Source organism: Ciceribacter azotifigens, assembly GCF_048159625.1.
Classification (GTDB): Bacteria; Pseudomonadota; Alphaproteobacteria; order Rhizobiales; family Rhizobiaceae; genus Allorhizobium; species Allorhizobium azotifigens.
Map to the genome: position 1 here is coordinate 1 of NZ_JBLQTA010000012.1, position 18,267 is coordinate 18,267.

At 62.9% G+C, this 18,267-nt stretch carries 14 protein-coding genes and 1 riboswitch; of the genes, 11 read left to right on the plus strand and 3 right to left on the minus strand.

All coding sequences use genetic code 11. The features are described from left to right. Window positions 1-562 precede the first annotated feature (562 nt). On the plus strand, window positions 563-1,996 hold the full coding sequence (locus tag ACM6UT_RS16350) for an aldehyde dehydrogenase family protein (protein ID WP_416798408.1): 1,434 nt from the start codon (window positions 563-565) through the stop codon (window positions 1,994-1,996). Between the two features lie 57 nt (window positions 1,997-2,053). Here the strand turns inward: ACM6UT_RS16350 and ACM6UT_RS16355 are convergent, their stop codons facing one another. Then, window positions 2,054-2,269, minus strand: coding sequence for a hypothetical protein (locus ACM6UT_RS16355; RefSeq protein WP_182306243.1), 216 nt, complete (start codon window positions 2,267-2,269; stop codon window positions 2,054-2,056). A 210-nt stretch (window positions 2,270-2,479) separates the two neighbouring features. Continuing rightward, window positions 2,480-2,695: riboswitch (cobalamin riboswitch) on the plus strand. Between the two features lie 54 nt (window positions 2,696-2,749). Here ACM6UT_RS16355 and ACM6UT_RS16360 point away from each other — a divergent pair. The 6 genes from ACM6UT_RS16360 to ACM6UT_RS16385 all read left to right on the plus strand — a co-directional run bounded on the left by ACM6UT_RS16360 (window position 2,750) and on the right by ACM6UT_RS16385 (window position 11,346). Continuing rightward, on the plus strand, window positions 2,750-3,403 hold the full coding sequence (locus tag ACM6UT_RS16360) for an energy-coupling factor ABC transporter permease (RefSeq protein ID WP_416798409.1): 654 nt from the start codon (window positions 2,750-2,752) through the stop codon (window positions 3,401-3,403). A 203-nt stretch (window positions 3,404-3,606) separates the two neighbouring features. After that, the gene (locus tag ACM6UT_RS16365; protein WP_416798410.1) at window positions 3,607-4,557 is read left to right on the plus strand and encodes a phosphoribosylaminoimidazolesuccinocarboxamide synthase; all 951 of its coding nucleotides are present in this window, start codon (window positions 3,607-3,609) and stop codon (window positions 4,555-4,557) included. 8 nt (window positions 4,558-4,565) lie between these two features. Next, a complete protein-coding gene (locus tag ACM6UT_RS16370; RefSeq protein ID WP_416798411.1) occupies window positions 4,566-5,240 on the plus strand; it encodes a TetR family transcriptional regulator in 675 nt (224 codons plus the stop codon). A gap of 174 nt (window positions 5,241-5,414) precedes the next feature. Then, window positions 5,415-6,626, plus strand: coding sequence for an efflux RND transporter periplasmic adaptor subunit (locus ACM6UT_RS16375; RefSeq protein WP_416798412.1), 1,212 nt, complete (start codon window positions 5,415-5,417; stop codon window positions 6,624-6,626). Between the two features lie 44 nt (window positions 6,627-6,670). Next, window positions 6,671-9,784 (plus strand): efflux RND transporter permease subunit, encoded by a 3,114-nt coding sequence (locus ACM6UT_RS16380; protein ID WP_416798413.1) that lies wholly within the window; start codon window positions 6,671-6,673, stop codon window positions 9,782-9,784. A gap of 137 nt (window positions 9,785-9,921) precedes the next feature. Then, window positions 9,922-11,346 (plus strand): efflux transporter outer membrane subunit, encoded by a 1,425-nt coding sequence (locus ACM6UT_RS16385; RefSeq protein WP_416798414.1) that lies wholly within the window; start codon window positions 9,922-9,924, stop codon window positions 11,344-11,346. Window positions 11,347-11,428: 82 nt separating this feature from the next. Here ACM6UT_RS16385 and ACM6UT_RS16390 read toward each other — a convergent pair whose 3' ends face one another. Further along, window positions 11,429-12,262: a MerR family transcriptional regulator gene (locus ACM6UT_RS16390; protein ID WP_416798415.1), complete on the minus strand. Its 834-nt coding sequence runs from the start codon at window positions 12,260-12,262 to the stop codon at window positions 11,429-11,431. Between the two features lie 158 nt (window positions 12,263-12,420). Here ACM6UT_RS16390 and ACM6UT_RS16395 point away from each other — a divergent pair, with 158 nt between their 5' ends. Further along, entirely contained in the window at window positions 12,421-13,704 is a 1,284-nt protein-coding gene (locus ACM6UT_RS16395) for a 4-aminobutyrate--2-oxoglutarate transaminase (protein ID WP_416798416.1), read from the plus strand. Beyond that, window positions 13,704-15,188, plus strand: a complete 1,485-nt coding sequence (locus ACM6UT_RS16400; RefSeq protein ID WP_416798417.1) for an NAD-dependent succinate-semialdehyde dehydrogenase — start codon at window positions 13,704-13,706, stop codon at window positions 15,186-15,188. The genes ACM6UT_RS16395 and ACM6UT_RS16400 overlap by 1 nt, the downstream gene beginning before the upstream one ends. 74 nt (window positions 15,189-15,262) lie before the next feature. Here the strand turns inward: ACM6UT_RS16400 and efp are convergent, their stop codons facing one another. Further along, complete coding sequence (gene efp / locus ACM6UT_RS16405; protein ID WP_416798418.1) at window positions 15,263-15,832, minus strand: elongation factor P; 570 nt, start codon at window positions 15,830-15,832, stop codon at window positions 15,263-15,265. 143 nt (window positions 15,833-15,975) lie between these two features. Here efp and epmA point away from each other — a divergent pair, with 143 nt between their 5' ends. Further along, on the plus strand, window positions 15,976-17,037 hold the full coding sequence (epmA, locus tag ACM6UT_RS16410; protein ID WP_416798419.1) for an EF-P lysine aminoacylase EpmA: 1,062 nt from the start codon (window positions 15,976-15,978) through the stop codon (window positions 17,035-17,037). Continuing rightward, window positions 17,034-18,086: a lysine-2,3-aminomutase-like protein gene (locus ACM6UT_RS16415; RefSeq protein WP_416798420.1), complete on the plus strand. Its 1,053-nt coding sequence runs from the start codon at window positions 17,034-17,036 to the stop codon at window positions 18,084-18,086. The genes epmA and ACM6UT_RS16415 overlap by 4 nt, the downstream gene beginning before the upstream one ends. Window positions 18,087-18,267 lie beyond the last annotated feature (181 nt).

The following is an 18,267-nucleotide window of genomic DNA, read 5'->3' on the forward strand; positions in this document are numbered from 1 at the left end:
GTCAGTGAGCGGATGTATAATCCTACCCCCTCAAACAAGTCAACAACCTTTTGTCAGAAAACTGACATTTTCGCGTAATATATTGATATTAAACATATTATTTGAATTCGCCGGGAATCGGCCGAAGAAGGTTGTCCGGACCCTCGCTCACAAGGGGAGCGCCCGGTCCAATGGTGCGTTTGGTGACCGCCGTCATCGCAGCCGCAAAATCGTCTGCCCACGGGGTCAATATGTCTGCGGCACGTCCACGAACCATTCCCGGGATCACGAGAGCCTCGGCTTTCACGATGCGACCTACTTCAGTCAGCTTTTCAAGCGAAAAGCCGGCCTGTCTCCCCGCCGCGCACCGGCAGAGCATTGTCGCAGGCAACGGCAGGACGGGACAGGAGAGCCGGCGGGCTAAGCCGGCTGGCCGTGACCGGCTCGCGCATGAGAGAGTCATGATCGCAACCAGATATATCAGACTTGCCATTCTTCCGTGGGCCTGACAGTTTTCAGCCGCCCCATAGGAGCCGGTTGCACAAGCCGTTGCCGCCGAGCCGAGAGAAGCGGAGTACGATCAATGACCATGCACAAGAACTTCATTGCCGGCGAATGGACCGGCGCTGACGCGATCGAGAACCGAAACCCCTCCGACACCAATGATGTCGTCGGGCTCTATGCTCGTGGCACTCCCGAGGACATGAAAGCGGCGATTGCCGCCGCCAAGGCGGCCTTTCCCGCCTGGTCGCGCTCGGGCATCCTGGAGCGCCACGCGATCCTGCGAAAGGCGAGCGACGAGATCATGGCCCGCAAGGACGAGCTCGCCGCGCTGCTCGCGCGCGAAGAGGGCAAGGTTCTGCCCGAAGCGCTCGGAGAGACGGTCCGGGCCGGCCAGATCTTCGATTTCTTCGCTGGCGAATGCCTGCGGCTCGCGGGAGAGGTCTTGCCCTCGGCGCGGCCGAACATCGGCGTGGAGATCACCCGCGAGCCGATCGGTCCGGTCGGCCTCATTACACCCTGGAACTTTCCGATCGCCATTCCAGCCTGGAAGATCGCCCCAGCGCTCTGCTACGGCAACACGGTCGTCTTCAAGCCGGCCGAGCTCGTGCCGGGCTGTGCCTGGGCGATCGTCGACATTCTCGATCGTGCCGGTCTGCCCAAGGGCGTCATCAACCTCGTGATGGGCAAGGGCTCGGTCATCGGCCAGGCGATGCTCGACAGCCCCGATCTCGCCGGCATCAGCTTCACCGGGTCGGTCGGAACCGGCAAGCGGATCGCCGTCGCGTCCGTCGAACACGGCCGCAAGTACCAGCTCGAGATGGGCGGCAAGAATCCGTTCGTCGTCCTTGACGACGCCGATCTCGACGTCGCGGTGAATGCGGCGGTAAACTCCTCCTTCTTCTCGACAGGCCAGCGCTGCACCGCGTCTTCGCGGCTGATCGTCACCGAGGGCATCCACGATCGCTTCGTCAGTGCCGTCACCGAACGGCTCCATGCGCTGAAAGTCGACAACGCGCTGAAGACCGGCACGGACATCGGCCCGGTCGTCGACGAGCGGCAACTGGCACAGGACATGGACTATATAGAGATCGGACGCAAGGAAGGCGCGAACCTCGCTTTCGGCGGCGAGCGCCTCAACCGGGAAACACCGGGCTTCTATCTTCAGCCGGCCTTGTTCACCGAGGTCGACAACCAGATGCGGATCGCACGGGAAGAAATCTTCGGGCCGGTCGCCACCGTCATTCGCGTAAAGGACTATGAAGAGGCGCTGAGCGTCGCCAACGACACGCCCTTCGGCCTGTCCTCTGGCATCGCGACGACGAGCCTGAAGCAGGCGACCCATTTCCGCCGCAACGCCGAAGCCGGCATGGTGATGGTGAACCTGCCGACGGCGGGCGTCGACTTTCACGTTCCCTTCGGCGGTCGAAAGGCGTCGTCCTTCGGCTCCCGCGAGCAGGGCCGTTACGCGGCCGAATTCTTCACGGTCGTGAAGACACAGTATACGCTCGCCTGACACGGTACGGCCGGGGGAACCTCCCCCGGCCGTCTGCATGGGACAATTGAGGCGATGTCAGCCCTTGGTGATCACGATCAGGGTCGTAAAGATCACCGGCACGGCGGTCAGGGCCGGCAGGATGATTGCCGGGTAGCCGAAGTACGCAATAGCGAGAAGCCAGACCAGGACCAGGTTGAGGATAAAGAGAAGCTTGGCCGTAGTCGGTCCGGTAAAGGCTTCCCTGAGCATCCATCCGAAGACCGGAACACTGTAAACCATTCTTGCGAGCATATCGGATTTCCTTTCTTCACCGGCAGCCTTGACTTTCGTCAACCCACTAGACGCCGTGAAGAGGCGCTGCAATGCGGCATTTTGGCCCGTATCCGTTCATGGCGGATTGCCCGCGTCCACGTGATCGACTATCACGACACGGTCTGCATCAAGAAAGCTCGTGGTCCCGGCCGCAACAGCCCATCCCGCGTCGCCAATCGAACTGCAGGCTTATTCAAAACCAGCGATGGTTCCACCCGACGAAAGCGAAGTGGTGGATGAAAAGGGAATACGGTGAGGATTACCCATCAGGGGCCGAGACCGTAGCTGCCCCCGCAACTGTGAGCGGAGAGCGACGTCCAGCATGCCATTGGCCGGAAACGGTTGATAAGGCGGACCGAGCCGAGACCCGCGAGCCAGGAGACCTGCCATCGCTTCGGCCACGATTTCCGTGGCGTCTCAAGCAATTCCGCGCGGTGGGCGCGGAGGAAAGGCAATAGAATGCATATTGAAGTTGGAATTATCGATCCGGTTCGTATCGCCCTTGCGAACGCGGCCGCCCTCGGCGTCGTCGCATCCCAGCTGCCGGCCGTCGTGCGCAATCCGCTGGTCGTGCCGAAGGCCCTCGTCTCCGCGGTGGTGTTTTCCGCCCTGATGCAGGCCTGGCACCTGCCGGTCGGCCCGTCCGAACTGCACCTGATCGGCGCGACGACCATCTACATGCTCTTCGGTTTTGCGCCGGCCATGCTCGGCTTCGCGCTCGGTCTCGTCCTGCAGGCTTTCCTGTTCGAGCCGGGCGACATCCCGCATCTCGGCGTCAACGCGCTTTCCCTGATGGTGCCGATGATCGCTGTCCACTACAGCTTCGGCCGCCGGCTCTTCGATGCGAAGCTGCGCGACCGCTTCAATCTCGGCAAGGTCCTGCGCATCGACGCCGTCTACTATGCGGGCGTCTCGGCGATGGTCGGCTTCTGGCTGATGATCTCCAACGATGCGGTCGCCCTCACCGACTGGGCCGCCTGGGTCGCCGCCTATTTCCCGGTCTTCGTCGTCGAAGCGTTCATCACCTTCACCGCCGTGTCGGTGATTAAGGGCTTCCGCGCGAACGGGCTGGTCTACCGCATGACCGAGGTCGATCGTCTGACCTTCGCCTGAGTCCGGCTGGCGGTTGCCGCCTGTCACAAAACCAGGAAAGCGCATGGACGTCGGGCCATGCGCTTTTTTCTTTTGATAAGCGCCGGCCAAAGCGCCTTGGCTTTCCTTCCGCCGAAGGCCTCGCTTGACAAAACCGGGCGGAAAACTAAGGGTCCGGCGAGGACGACCGGCGTCCGTTCCATGACATCAGAAGGGCGAGGCCATTGCGCATTCTCTCCGAAGCCTACTTCCCCGAACTGCCGAACTACTATCGTGGCAAGGTTCGTGAAAACTACGATCTTCCGGACGGCCGGCGCATCATCATCTCCACCGACCGACTGAGTGCCTTCGACCGCATTCTGACCTGCATTCCCTACAAGGGACAGGTGCTGACCCAGACGGCCCGGTACTGGTTCGAACAGACGAAGGACATCTGTCCGAACCACGTGCTGGACTATCCTGACCCGAACGTCGTCGTCGGCAAGAAGCTCGACATCCTTCCGGTCGAAATCGTCGTGCGGGGATACCTCGCGGGAACGACGGGCACCTCCATCCTCACGCTCTACAAGGCCGGTCAGCGGGAAATGTACGGAATCCGGCTGCCGGACGGCATGCGCGATAACCAGGTCCTGCCGCAGGCGATCATCACCCCGACCAGCAAGGCTTTCGATGGCGGCCACGACGAGCCGCTGACGCCGGAACAGATCGTCTCGACCGGGCTTCTGACGCAGAAGCAGTGGGACACGCTTTCGGATTACGCGCTGGCGCTCTTCGCTCGCGGCCAGAAGCTCGCCGCCCAGCGCGGGCTCATCCTCGTCGACACCAAATACGAGTTCGGCACCGACAAGGACGGCACCATCATCCTCGCCGACGAGATCCACACGCCGGACAGCAGCCGCTACTGGATCGCCGACAGTTATCCCGAGCACTTCGAGAAGGGCGAACGCCCGGCGAGCTTCGACAAGGACTTCGTCCGGTCGTGGGTCGCCGAGCGCTGCGATCCTTACAAGGACGAAGTTCCGGAAATTCCGGCGAAACTGGTCGAGGACACCTCGAAGGTCTATATAAAAGCATATGAGGCAATCACCGGCGAGACGTTCGTGCCGGACGACAGCGGGGAAACGCCGCTGGCAAGGGTTCGCGCAAATCTCGATCGCTACTTTCCAAGGAGCTGAGTGAAACGTTGGCGATCGCGCCGAAAGAGGAAGCGTTCCCGTCGAGCAAAGGACGGACCGGCGCGCGCACCGCGCGAAGCCCACGCAAGCCGCGTCGCCCGGCGGCGGAGACGCGCGAGGACATCCTCAACACGGCCGAGGAACTGTTCCGCACCAAGGGCTTCACGAACGTTGCGGTGGCGGACGTCGCCGCAGTACTTGGCATGTCGCCGGCCAATGTGTTCAAGCACTTCCATTCGAAGACGCATCTCGTCGATGCCATTTCGGTTCGCCATCTCGAATCGATGATCGAACGGCTCGCCCGGCCGGACGACCACAAGGCTCCTCCGGAGCGCCTCCTCCACTTCGTCGAACAGTTGATGGAAAGCCATCTGCGGGATCTGCAGAAGAGCCCGCACCTCTTCGAGATGATCGTTTTCTCGGCCGGTCAGGAACTGCCCTGCGCCGAGCAGTACCGCGAGATGCTTATCGACGACATTGCCCTAATCATCGAGGCGGGCGTCGAAAGCGGCGTCTACCACGTCAAGGACAGCCGCAAGGCCGCCGAAATTGCGACTCTGGCACTGGCCTGCGTGCTCCACCCGGTATTGATCGCCCGGGAAAAGGCAGACATATTGGCAACACGTTGCCGTGAAGTTGTCGCTCTGATCGATACCGCACTGCAAAATCCGCTTGCAAAGTGACGATACCATTATTACGTCACTTTGCATCGCCTCCCGTCCAGCGACGCTAGGACGACGCGGAATTATGCCGTCGCCGTCCCTTGTCCGGGATGGACATGGCCTATAAAAATTGACGCCTGCTATTTCGTCGGCCCTGCCGATCCTCTCGTGCACGCCTCTTTTCGGAAAGAACTGATGTCCAGACGTTTTCTGCTGCCTTCTCTGTTCCTGCTCGTGACCGCCGCACTGGCGGGCTGCAATGATTCCGGCGATCAAAAGGCCGGCGCTGGCGCGGGGGCGGAGCGGCCGCCGTCGCCAGTCAGCGTCGTCATCATGAAGAAGGCCGAACAACCGCTGACCACCTTGCTTCCGGGACGTGCCGCCGCCTTCCAGGTCGCCGAAATTCGGCCGCGCGTCAGTGGCATCATCAAGGAAATCGCCTTCAAAGAAGGCGGCGAAGTGAAGGAGGGCGAACTCCTCTACAAGATCGAGGACGATACTTATCGCGCCCAGGTCGCTCAGGCGGAAGCCAGCCTTTCCAAGGCCGAGGCCAGCGTTCCGAGTGCGGAAGCCAATCTCGCCCGTTACGAGCGGCTGGTCGGCAGCGGCGCGACACAAATCGAATTCGAAAACGCCAAGGTCACCCTGCTGCAGGCAAAGGCAGATGTGGCCGAGGCCAAGGCGGCATTGAACTCCGCGCAGATCAACCTCAACCTCACCGAAATCCGTGCGCCCTTCGAGGGCGTTACGAGCGCCTCGAATTTCTCGATTGGCAACGTCGTGACCGCCAACCAGACGGATGCGCTGACGACACTGCGTCGCCTCGACCCGATCTACATCGAACTGACGGAATCGAGCGCAAACCTGCTGCGTCTGAAGCAATCGATCGCCGCCGGACGGTTGAACGAGGGCAGCGGCAACGACACGGCCGACATCCACCTGACGCTCGAGGACGGCATTGAGTATCCGCATGTCGGCAAGCTCGACATGTCGGACATGGCCGTCAGCCAGACGACCGGCACCTATTCGATCCGCGCCGTGTTCGACAACCCGGACAACATGATCCTGCCGGGCATGTATGTCCGCGCCAGCGTCACGGTCGGCAAGGAAAACGGCTATCTGATCCCGCAGCGGGCCGCCATGCGCGATGCCCGGGGCCAGTTGATCGCCAAGTTCGTAAATGCGCAGAACACGGTGGAGACACGCACCTTCTCCGAGAGCAATGTTTCTGGCAACAACTGGCTGGTCACGGAAGGCATCACCGACGGCGACAAGCTGATCGTCGACGGCTTCCAATGGATCGGCGACGGCGCGCCGGTAGCTCCGGTGGAAGCGACTGTCGATGCAAAGGGCTTCGTTGTCGAAGCACCCAAGGCAACGGAAGCAACCCCGGCCGCAAAGCCGTGATTTTGCGGCTCAGCGGACAGTATACAGGCGCTAAGGGGTAACCAATGGCCAAATTTTTTATCCACCGCCCGATCTTTGCCTGGGTGATCGCGATCGTGATCATGCTGGGCGGCGCTCTGGCAATCTCGACCCTGTCGATTTCTCAGTATCCGGAGATCGCACCGACCACCGTGCGCATTTCCGCGACCTATAATGGCGCCAGCGCCGAGACTGTCGAAAAATCGGTGACGTCGATCATCGAGGACGGCATGACCGGCCTTGACGACCTGACCTACATGACCTCGTCGTCCAGCACTGGCCGGGCGACGGTCACGCTGACCTTCGGCAACAGCATCGAGCCCGATATCGCCCAGGTCCAGGTGCAGAACAAGCTGCAGCTCGTACAGTCGCAGCTCCCCGACGTCGTGCAGACTGCCGGCATCGAGGTGACCCGTTCGACATCGAGTATTCTTCTGGTCGGCGCACTGGTCTCCACTGACGCAAAGCGCAAGCCGGTCGAACTCGGGGATATCTTCTCCACCCAGATCGAAGACCAGATCAAGCGTCTCGAAGGCGTCGGCAGCATTCAGGTGTTCGGTACGGGCTACGCCATGCGCGTCTGGCTCGACCCGTTCAAGCTGAACAAGTTCCAGCTGACCCCGACCGATATCACCACCGCCATTCAGGCGCAGAACACGCAGGTCTCTGTAGGATCGCTCGGCGGCCAGCCTGTCGCGGCCGGCCAGCAGCTAAATGTGACGGTGACTGCTCAGAGCCAGCTACAGAACGTTTCGGACTTCGAATCGATCATTCTGAAGGTCGAGACCGACGGCGCCACCGTTCGCCTCAGCGACGTCGCCCGCATCGAGATCGGGCAAGAGAGCTATTCGACGAATACGCGGGCCAACCGCAATCCAGCAACCGGCTTCGCGGTGAACCTGGCAACCGGCGCCAACGCCCTCGACACGGCGGCTCGCGTAAAGACCGCGCTGGCCGCGATCGCTCCGAATCTGCCCGAAAATGTCGTCATCACCTATCCCTACGATACTTCGCCCTTTGTCCAGCTCTCGATCGAGAAGGTGGTTCACACGCTGATCGAGGCGATCGTCCTCGTCTTCTTCGTTCTCTTGATCTTCCTGCAGAACCTGCGCGCCACGATCATTCCGATGATCGCCGTGCCCGTCGTTCTGCTCGGTACCTTCGGGATTCTGGCGTTGACCGGTTATTCGATCAACACGCTCACCATGTTTGCCATGGTGCTGGCGATCGGCCTGCTCGTCGACGACGCCATCGTGGTCGTCGAGAACGTCGAACGCATCATGTCCGAAGAGCGCCTGTCGCCGGTCGAGGCGACGGAAAAGTCAATGGGCGAAATCACCGGCGCGATCGTCGGCATCGCTCTCGTCCTTACCGCCGTGTTCATTCCGATGGCCTTCTTCGGCGGCTCCACCGGTATCATCTACCGCCAGTTCTCGGTGACCATCGTCTCGGCCATGCTGCTCTCCGCAGTCGTGGCCATCGTGCTGACGCCGGCGCTCTGCGCCACGATGCTGAAGCCGATCGACCACACCAAGGAGCGTCGCGGACCGGGCGCCTGGTTCAACCGCAACTTCGACCGGACGACGGGCGGCTATGTCTCGAGCATTGGCTATCTTCTCAAGCGCCCGCTGCGCGTCATGCTGATGTTCGCCGTCGTCATCGGCGGTTGCGCCTGGATCTTCATACGCATGCCGAGCTCCTTCCTGCCACAGGAAGACCAGGGCGTACTGATGACGATCGTCCAGCTGCCGAATGGCGCGACGACGGCGCGCACAGAAGAAGTCATCAAGAAGATCGAGGATTATTATCTCGAAAAAGAAAAGGGTGCGGTTCAGGACGTCTTCGCCGTGTCCGGCTTCAGCTTCGTCGGCCAGGGCCAGAATTATGCGCTGGTCTTCGCCAAGCTCAAGGAGTTCGAGGAGCGCACGACTCCGGAACTGGCCGCCTCTGCCGTGGTCCAGCGCGCCATGGGCTACTTCTTCACCCTGCGCGACGCCATGGCCTTTCCTCTCCAGCCGCCGGCGATTCCCGGTCTCGGCACGTCCAGCGGCTTCTCCATGTATCTCGTCGACAACGGCAATACAGGTACGGAGGCATTGACCGCCGCATCGAAGAAGCTCCTCGGGCTGGGCAGCGCAAACGCTAAGGTCAGCTCGCTCCGGTCCAATAGCCCGGATGCCGAAAGCCAGCTGAAGATCCTGCTCGATCAGGAAAAAATGGGCGCCATGGGGCTCGACCTCGCATCGGTCAATTCCATGCTGTCGACGATTTTCGCCGGCCGCGACGTCAACGACTTCACGCTCAACAACGAACTGAAACCTGTCTACGTGCAGGGCGACGCTCCGTATCGCATGCAGCCGGACGACCTCGGTCACTGGTATGCTCGCAACACGGCCGGCGAAATGGTGCCCTTCTCCGCGTTCAGCCAGGTTTCCTGGGTTGGCGGTCCGCCCACTCTGGCGCGCTTCAACGGCACCAGTGCCATCTCGCTGGACGGCGCGGCGGGCCCGGGGGTTAGCTCCGGCGACGCAATGGACGAAATGGAACGGCTGACGGCTAGCCTCGACGGTGGTTACTCCGTCGCCTGGCAGGGCATCTCCTATCAGGAACGCCTGTCCGGTTCCCAGGCTCCCTTGCTCTACGGCCTCTCTGTGCTGATCGTCTTTCTCTGCCTGGCTGCCCTCTACGAAAGCTGGTCGATCCCGTTCTCCGTCATCATGGCGGTGCCGGTCGGCGTGCTCGGCGCACTCGCCGCGGCCTATTTCTTCAACCAGGCGAACGACGTCTACTTCAAGGTGGGATTGCTGACGACCATCGGCCTCGCCGCGAAGAACGCGATCCTGATCGTGGAGTTTGCCAGAGAACGGCAGGCGCACGGCGTGTCGCTCATCGACGCCACGCTCGAAGCGGCCCGACTGCGCCTTCGCCCGATCATCATGACGTCGCTCGCCTTCATCCTCGGCGTCGTCCCCCTGGCGGTCGCGACCGGTGCCGGTTCCGCCGCTCAGAACTCGATCGGGATCGGCGTTCTCGGCGGCATGCTCGCGGCGACGGGACTCGGCATCTTCTTCGTGCCGTCTTTCTTTGTCATCGTCCGCCGGCTCGTCATCCGTGCAAAAGGACAAGAGGCCCTGTCATGATAAGCGCGGACTTGCTAATGTCGCCAAATCACCGGGGCCGATTCCACCGGAAATGAACAAGCATTGGCGGCGGGGGATGGCGGTCGTTCCCGACTTCCCCCGCGCCGACAACACGAGTGTATTCACAGGATCACACAATGAAGTCCATTCGCGTAGCCGCGCCACTTGCCATGCTTTTCCTAGCCGGATGTGTCTCCGGCCCCGAGCATACGCCGCCTGAAACGCCATTGCCGCAGAAGTTTGGCGAAGGCAGCACCAAGAGCGCCGGTGACGTCACAATGACGTCCTGGTGGACCGCCTTCAACGACCGCCGCCTCGACGGCCTCGTCCAGCAGGGGCTCTCCCAGAACCTCGACATCCTGCAGGCGATGGAACGCATCACGGCGGCCGAAGCGAACGTGGTCGTCGCCGGCTCCGGCGCCCTGCCGAACCTTACCGGCTCCGCCGACGAAACGGTGAGCCGAACGAAGGGCACAGACGATTACGCCGACCGCACCACCGACACGACGTCGGCGGCGAGCGGCGGGCTCAACATCTCCTGGCTTCTCGACCTGTTCGGCCAGTACAAGCGCGCCAAGGAGAGCGCCGAGGCGTCCGTGGACGCGGCCTACGCCAGCGCCGACGTGGCAAGGCTCGCCTACCTTTCGGATCTGGTCACCTCCTACATCAACGCCCGCTACTACCAGGAACGGCTGGCGATCGCCCGCAAGAACATCGCCTCGCGCCGGGAAACCCTTGAGCTCACCAAGCTGCAGCTCGAAGCCGGCGCCGCCTCGCGCCTCGACGTGGTCCAGGCCGAAGGCCTGGTCAACTCCACGCTTTCCGAACTGCCGGGCTACGAGACCAACTTCCGAAAGGCGGCACACCACATGGCGACGCTGCTCGGGCTGCCGGCCTCTGCGCTCGTTTCCGACCTTCAGAAGGGCGCGCCGCAGCCGGTCGCCCGCCGCAGCGTGAATGCCGGCGTTCCCGCCGACCTGATCCGCAATCGTCCGGATATACGCCAGGCGGAGCGCCAGCTCGCCGCCGCCGTCGCCGAGATCGGCGTTGCGGAGGCCCAGCTCTACCCGACGATTACACTCGGCGGCACAATCAGCCCGTCGTTCCTGTCGACCAAGTCGCTGAGCGGCAGCCTCACCTCCTGGGCGTTCGGCCCGAGCCTCACGCTGCCGATCCTCGACGGCGGACGCCTGCGGGCCAATGTCGACATCGCCAATTCCAGCGCGCGCGAACAGTATCTCGCCTGGAAGGCGACAGTGCTGAACGCGGTCGAAGAGGTCGAGAATGCGCTCGCTGCCGTCAACCGCGACAGCCGGACGGTGAGCGCGCTGACGGCAACCGTCCGCTCTTACGAAGAAGCGCTATCGCTCTCGACGGCGAGCTACAAGGACGGTGCGTCCTCGCTGCTCGACGTTCTCGACGCACAGCGTTCGGTCGCCACCGCCCAGGCGAACCTCGCCCAGGCGGTGCAGCAGATGGCCGCCGACTATGTTGCGCTCAATGTCGCGATCGGTGGCGGCTACGCCTTCGACAAGCCGGTGAAGGTTGCGGCCAAGAAGTAAGCCGCAGCACCACACGGAAACACGTTTCGACACCCGGCAGCCCCAAGCGGTTGCCGGGTGTTTCTGTCTTCCGCCGAGATGGTCAGAAGGTCGCCGGCGTGTTGATCCAGATGAGCACCGTTTCGCCGTCGAAGCTGTTTCGCCAGGAATGCGGTCTGCGGCTTTCGAAATAGAAGCTGTCGCCAGCATGGAGATCGAAGAACTGGTCGCCGTCGAGGACGATGGCGAGACTGCCGGCTAGGACGTGGATGAATTCCTCTCCCTCATGCTGATAGGCGCCTTCGCTCGACGCGCCGGGTGCCAGCTGGAAGCGATGGCATTCCATCATATTGTTGCCCTCGGCTAGCGTCTGGATGGTGACGCCGGAGGCGGTCGTCGGCCAACTCGGCCATTTGCCTTCGCGGATCAGCGACTCGCGCGCGTCCCGCTTCTCCCGACCGCCGAGCGAAGCGATCGTCGTGCCGAGGCAGGTGGCGACCGCATGCAGGGCAGTGAAGGAAAGCCCCTGTGAGGTCCGCTCGAAGGTCGAAAGCTGGGAAATGGAGACCTCGGTCGCCTGAGCGACCGCCTCGAGCGTCTTGCCCGCCTGCCGGCGCAGATGCCGGACCTTGAGGCCGATCGGCACCTCCCCCCCGTCCTCTGCAGGCTCGCCGGAAGGACCTCTGTCGCTTTCTTCCTCTTCGGCCATCCCCTCCTCCGGCAACGTCTCGCGGATCGCCGCCGGATTGAGGCCTTTCTCGCTGCGGAGCCAGGCGATGGTCTTCAGCCGTTCGATCAGGTCATGGTCATAGAGCCGCTGCCCCGACGGTGTACGGATCGGGCGTATGAGCTCCTGTGTCTCCCAAAGCCGCAGGGTGGATGGGGAGACCCCCGCCATCCGGGCGGCCTCGGCAATCCTGAAGCGGATATCGTCCATGGGGGGTCGGGCTCCAGTTCCCGGTGTCGCTTCCATGTGTGATAATTGCGATAGAGCATATTGCAAGTCTACAGAAAAAATGTAGGAAATATTGCAGCCTTGCGATCACCCAAAGGCCGCGTCGAAGGCCAACACGCTCACCAGAGGAATTTTTGACGATGAAAAACTCCGAAATCTCAGCCCGCAAGAACGAGGCCATCTCCCGCGGCGTCGGCATGACGACACAGGTCTATGCGGCAAAGGCCGAAAATGCCGAAGTCTGGGACGTCGAAGGACGCCGCTATATCGACTTCGCCGCCGGCATCGCCGTGCTCAACACCGGCCACCGCCATCCGAAGGTGATCGACGCGGTCAAGAAGCAGCTCGACTGCTTCACCCACACCTGCCACCAGGTCATGCCCTACGAGAACTACGTGGCGCTTGCCGAGCGGCTCAACAATCTCCTTCCCGGCGACTTCCCGAAGAAGACGATCTTTGCGACCACCGGCGCCGAAGCCGTCGAGAATGCCATCAAGATCGCCCGCTGCGCCACCGGCCGCTCCGCGGTGATCGCCTTCACCGGCGGCTTCCACGGCCGCACTTTCATGGGCATGGCGCTGACCGGCAAGGTCGTCCCGTACAAGGTCGGCTTCGGTCCGATGATGGGCGACGTCTTCCACGTCCCCTTCCCGATCGAGATGCACGGCATCAGTGTCGAGACCTCGCTCGACGTTCTCGACAAGCTCTTCAAGGCCGATGTCGATCCGAAGCGCGTGGCAGCCATCATCGTCGAACCGGTTCAAGGCGAAGGCGGCTTCTATGAAGTGCCCCGCGCTCTGATGAAGGCGCTGCGCCAGATCTGCGACGAACACGGCATCCTGCTGATCGCCGACGAGGTGCAGACCGGCTTTGCCCGCACCGGCAAGCTCTTCGCGATGCAGCACCACGACGTCGCGGCCGACCTGGTAACGATGGCCAAGAGCCTGGCAGGCGGCTTCCCGCTGTCGGCAGTGACAGGTCGCGCGGACCTCATGGATGCGCCCGGCCCCGGCGGTCTCGGCGGCACCTATGCCGGCAACCCGCTTGCGATCGCCGCAGCCCACGCCGTGCTCGACGTGATCGAGGAAGAAAAGCTCTGCGATCGTGCCAACCAGCTCGGCGCCCGCCTGAAGCAGCGCCTTCAGGCCTTGCGCTCCGACGTCGCCCAGATCTCCGATATCCGCGGCCCCGGCTTCATGGTCGCCGTCGAGTTTGCCGTGCCGGGTTCGACCAAGCCGAATGCGGACTTCACCAATGCGGTCCGCTTGAGGGCGCTGGAAAAGGGTGTCATCCTGCTGACCTGCGGCGTCTACTCCAACGTCATCCGCTTCCTCGCCCCGATCACTATCCAGGACGAGGTCTTCAACGAAGCGCTCGACGTGATCGAGAGCTCGATCCGCGAATGCGCGCAGGAGGCGAAGTAATGGCCATTTCGAACAGCCTGGCATCCAGGCTCAAGGATCCGTCGCTTGCGACGGATCGGGCCCTGGTCGGCGCCGACTGGGTTTCGCAGAGCGAAAGCGGCAAGACCTTCGATGTGATGAACCCGGCGAACGGCGAAGTCATTGCCACCCTGCCCGACCTCGGCAAGGCTGAAGTGGCCCGCGCAATCGACGCGGCCCACAAGGCGCAGAAGGCATGGGCCCGCAAGACCGGCAAGGAGCGTGCGGCGGTGCTTCGCAAGCTCTACGACCTGATGGTCGCGAATGCCGACGACCTTGCGACCATTCTGACAACGGAGATGGGCAAGCCCTGGCCCGAGGCCCGCGGCGAGATCCTCTACGGCGCCTCCTATGTCGAGTGGTTCGGCGAGGAAGCCAAGCGCGTCTACGGCGACACGATCCCCGGCCACCAGCCGGACAAGCGGATCCTCGTGATCAAACAGCCGGTCGGTGTCGTCGGCGCAATCACGCCGTGGAACTTCCCGAACGCCATGCTGGCCCGCAAGATGGCGCCGGCCGTCGCTGTCGGCTGCGCCATGGTGTCGAAGCCGGCCGCGCAGACGCCGCTTTCAGCGCTGGCGCTCGCCATCCTCGCCGAGCGGGCCGGCCTCCCGGCCGGCGTCTTCTCCGTCGTGACGGCAACCGACGCCGCCATGGTCGGCAAGGAACTCTGCGACAACGACAAGGTTCGCAAGCTCACCTTCACCGGCTCCACAAACGTCGGTCGGATCCTGATGCGTCAGGGCGCCGACCAGATCAAGAAGCTCGGCCTCGAGCTCGGCGGCAATGCGCCCTTCATCGTCTTCGACGACGCGGACCTCGACGCCGCCGTCGAAGGTGCCATGGTCTCGAAGTACCGCAATGCCGGCCAGACCTGCGTCTGCGCCAACCGGCTCTACGTGCAGGCGGGCGTCTATGACGCCTTCGCGGCCAAGCTTGCCGAGCGGGTATCGAAGATGAAGGTCGGTGACGGTTTCGCGGAAGGCGTGACCACCGGCCCGCTGATCGATGAGAACGCGCTGAAGAAGGTCAGGGAGCACGTCTCCGACGCCGTTTCGAAGGGCGCCAAGGTCGCGATCGGCGGCGAGGCGGCCGAACAAGGCGGCCTGTTCTTCCAGCCGACCATCCTGACGGGCGTGACCTCCGAGATGAAGGTTGCGGTCGAGGAAACCTTCGGCCCGGTGGCGCCGCTCTTCAAGTTTGAGACCGAAGAGGAAGTGATCGAGCTCGCCAACGCCACCGAGTTCGGGCTGGCCTCCTACTTCTACTCGAAGGACGTCTCGAAGATCTTCCGTGTCGCGGAGGCTCTCGAATACGGCATGGTCGGCGTCAATACCGGCCTGATCTCCACGGAGGTCGCTCCCTTCGGCGGGATCAAGCAGTCCGGTCTCGGCCGCGAAGGCTCGAAGTACGGGATCGATGACTACACCGAGATCAAGTATATGTGCCTCGGCATAGAAATCTGAGGCATACGCAGACAGGAAAGCCCCGGAATGGCGTCACCATTCCGGGGCTTTCTGTATTGTGGCAGATGCGAGCCTTAGTTCTTCGCGCGCTCGACGTAGGAATTGTCTTCGGTCGCAATGACGACGCGGGTGCCGGCGTCGATGTGCGGCGGCACCATGGTACGAATGCCGTTCGACAGCATCGCCGGCTTGTAGGACGAGGAGGCCGTCTGACCCTTCACGACCGGCTCGGTCTCGACGATTTCGAGCGTGACGTGACGCGGCAGCTCGACGGCGAGCGGTACGCCTTCGTGGATCGACAGAACGCAGGTCATGCCTTCCTGCAGATAGGCCTTCTGGTCGCCCATGGTTTCCACGTCGACGACAACCTGGTCATAGGTTTCCGGGTTCATGAAGTGGAAGCCTTCGCCGTCCTCATAAAGGAACTGGAAGTTCAGGTCCTCGACGAAGGCGCGCTCGACCTGCTCGGTGGTGCGCCAGCGCTCGGACACCTTCACGCCGTCGACGATGCGGCGCATGTTCACCTGCGTGACCGGGGTGCCCTTGCCCGGATGGAAGTTTTCGGCTGTGAGCACGACGTAGAGCTTGCCGTCGACTTCGAGAACATTGCCCTTGCGGACGGAGGAAGCGATAATCTTGACCATTGGAATTCCTTGTATCTGCGAAAGACCCGTCGTAAAGGACGCCCATCCGCCCCGGGACATCTTCGAAACTTTTCCTGGGCGCAACTAACCCAAAATCCGCGAAATTGCCAGCCCACGATGCAACAACCTTCGAGAAAGACGCAATGATCGGCCGAAGCACCGCCACGCCGCCCTGGTGGACGCCGTCGACCCACGCCGATCGCCGCCCGTTTCTCCTCGGACGCAATGCGATCCAGGCGAAGCTGCGGACCTTTTTCGCCGAGCGCGACTTCGTCGAGGTCGACACCGCGACTCTGCAGGTTTCGCCGGGCAACGAAGCGCATCTTCATGCGTTCGCGACCGCCGCGACCGGCCCCGACGGACGGACAGCACCGCTCTTCCTGCACACCTCGCCGGAGTTCGCCTGCAAGAAGCTGCTCGCCGCCGGCGAGAAGCGCATCGCCTGCTTTGCCCATGTCTATCGCAACCGCGAGCGCGGTCCGCTGCATCATCCCGAGTTCACGATGCTGGAATGGTACCGTGCCGGCGAATCCTACGAGCACCTGATGTCCGACTGCGCCGACGTTCTGGCGCTCGCAGCCGAGACGACGAAGACGCGTGCGTTCACCTGGCGGGGGCGCACTGTCGACCCGTTCGTGGAACCGGAACGGCTGAGCGTCGCCGAAGCCTTCGACCGTTTCGCGGGGATCGACCTGCTCGGCTCCGTCGAAGAGAGCGGTGCGACAGACCGCGATCGTCTGGCCGCCGGCCTGCGCCAGGCCGGCATCCGCTTCGCCGAGGACGATACCTGGGCCGATCTCTTCAGCCGCGTGCTGGTCGAGAAGATCGAGCCGAACCTCGGCAACGGACGGGCGACGATCCTCGACGAGTATCCGGTGTGCGAGGCGGCACTTGCCCGCCCGTCCGGACGGGATCGCCGGGTCGCCGAGCGCTTCGAGGTCTATGCCTGTGGCGTGGAACTCGCCAATGCCTTTGGCGAACTGACGAATGCGGCCGAGCAGCGCCGGCGGTTCGAGGCCGAGATGACCGAAAAACAGCGTGTTTACGGCGAGACCTATCCCCTGGACGAGGATTTCCTTGCCGCCCTCGACATCATGCCGGAAGCAAGCGGCATCGCGCTCGGCTTCGACCGGCTGGCGATGCTGGCAACCGGCGCACCACGGATCGAGCATGTCCTGTGGGCACCGGTCGCGGAGATCGGATGATGGTGGCCCGCAGCATCACGACCGTCGACGAACTCGTCGCGACGGGCCTGATCACTGCCGATGAAGAAGCGGCAGCAATCGCGGTCGCCGAGCACTACGCGATCGCCCTCACCCCGGCGATGACGAGCCTCATCGACCCGTCCGATCCGCGCGACCCGATTGCAGCACAGTTCGTCCCGACCGCCGCCGAGCTCGTCCGGACCGAGGAAGAACGGGACGACCCGATCGGCGACCGGCCGTTCACACCGCTGCCTGGCATCGTCCATCGCTACCCCGACCGGGTGCTGCTGAAGGTCGTTCACGTCTGCCCGGTTTACTGTCGCTTCTGCTTCCGTCGCGAGATGGTCGGCCCGCAGGGGGACGGCACGCTGACGCCCGAGCAACTGTCCGCCGCCCTCGACTACATCCGGGCAAACGCCGAGATCTGGGAGGTCATCCTGACCGGCGGCGATCCGCTCGTCCTCTCGCCACGGCGCCTCGCCGAGATCATGCGGCAGCTGGCGACGATCCCGCATGTGAAGATCGTCCGCCTCCATAGCCGCGTGCCTGTCATCGACCCGGAAAAGATCGATGACGCGATGATCGACGCTCTGAGACAGAGCGGCAAGACGGTTTACGTCGCCCTACATGCGAACCATCCGCGCGAACTCTCGGAGGCCGCCCGGAAAGCCTGCGCCCGTCTGGTCGACGCCGGCATCGTAATGGTGAGCCAGACCGTGCTCCTGAAGGGCGTCAACGACGACGTGAGGGTGCTCGAAGAGCTGATGCGCGCCTTCGTCGAGAACCGCATCAAGCCCTATTACCTCCACCATCCGGACCTCGCGCCCGGCACCGGCCATTTCCGGCTGTCGATCAAGGAAGGCCAGGCGCTCGTGCGCGCCCTCAGGGCACGGATTTCCGGCCTCTGCATTCCCGCCTACATCCTCGACATTCCCGGTGGCCACGGCAAGGTCGAGATCAGCGAGCGGGCGCTGACCGGCGATCCGGACGGGGGCTACTGCGTCACTGACCCACAAGGCAGGACCCACCACTATCCTGTAAGGGAATAGCCGGCTTTTCCTTCGGTCCGGCCTGAGGCTCTCGCCGCCGGCACGCGGGGACAGTTTGCAGTTTTCCATCGCCCGCCGACGACCATTCTTGTGGTCATTTTTGTTTAACTACGGCGTTTAGCGGAATCTTATGCTTTCACCCGTAGAACGCAAAACCACTGTGATCAGAAGTATATCTCGG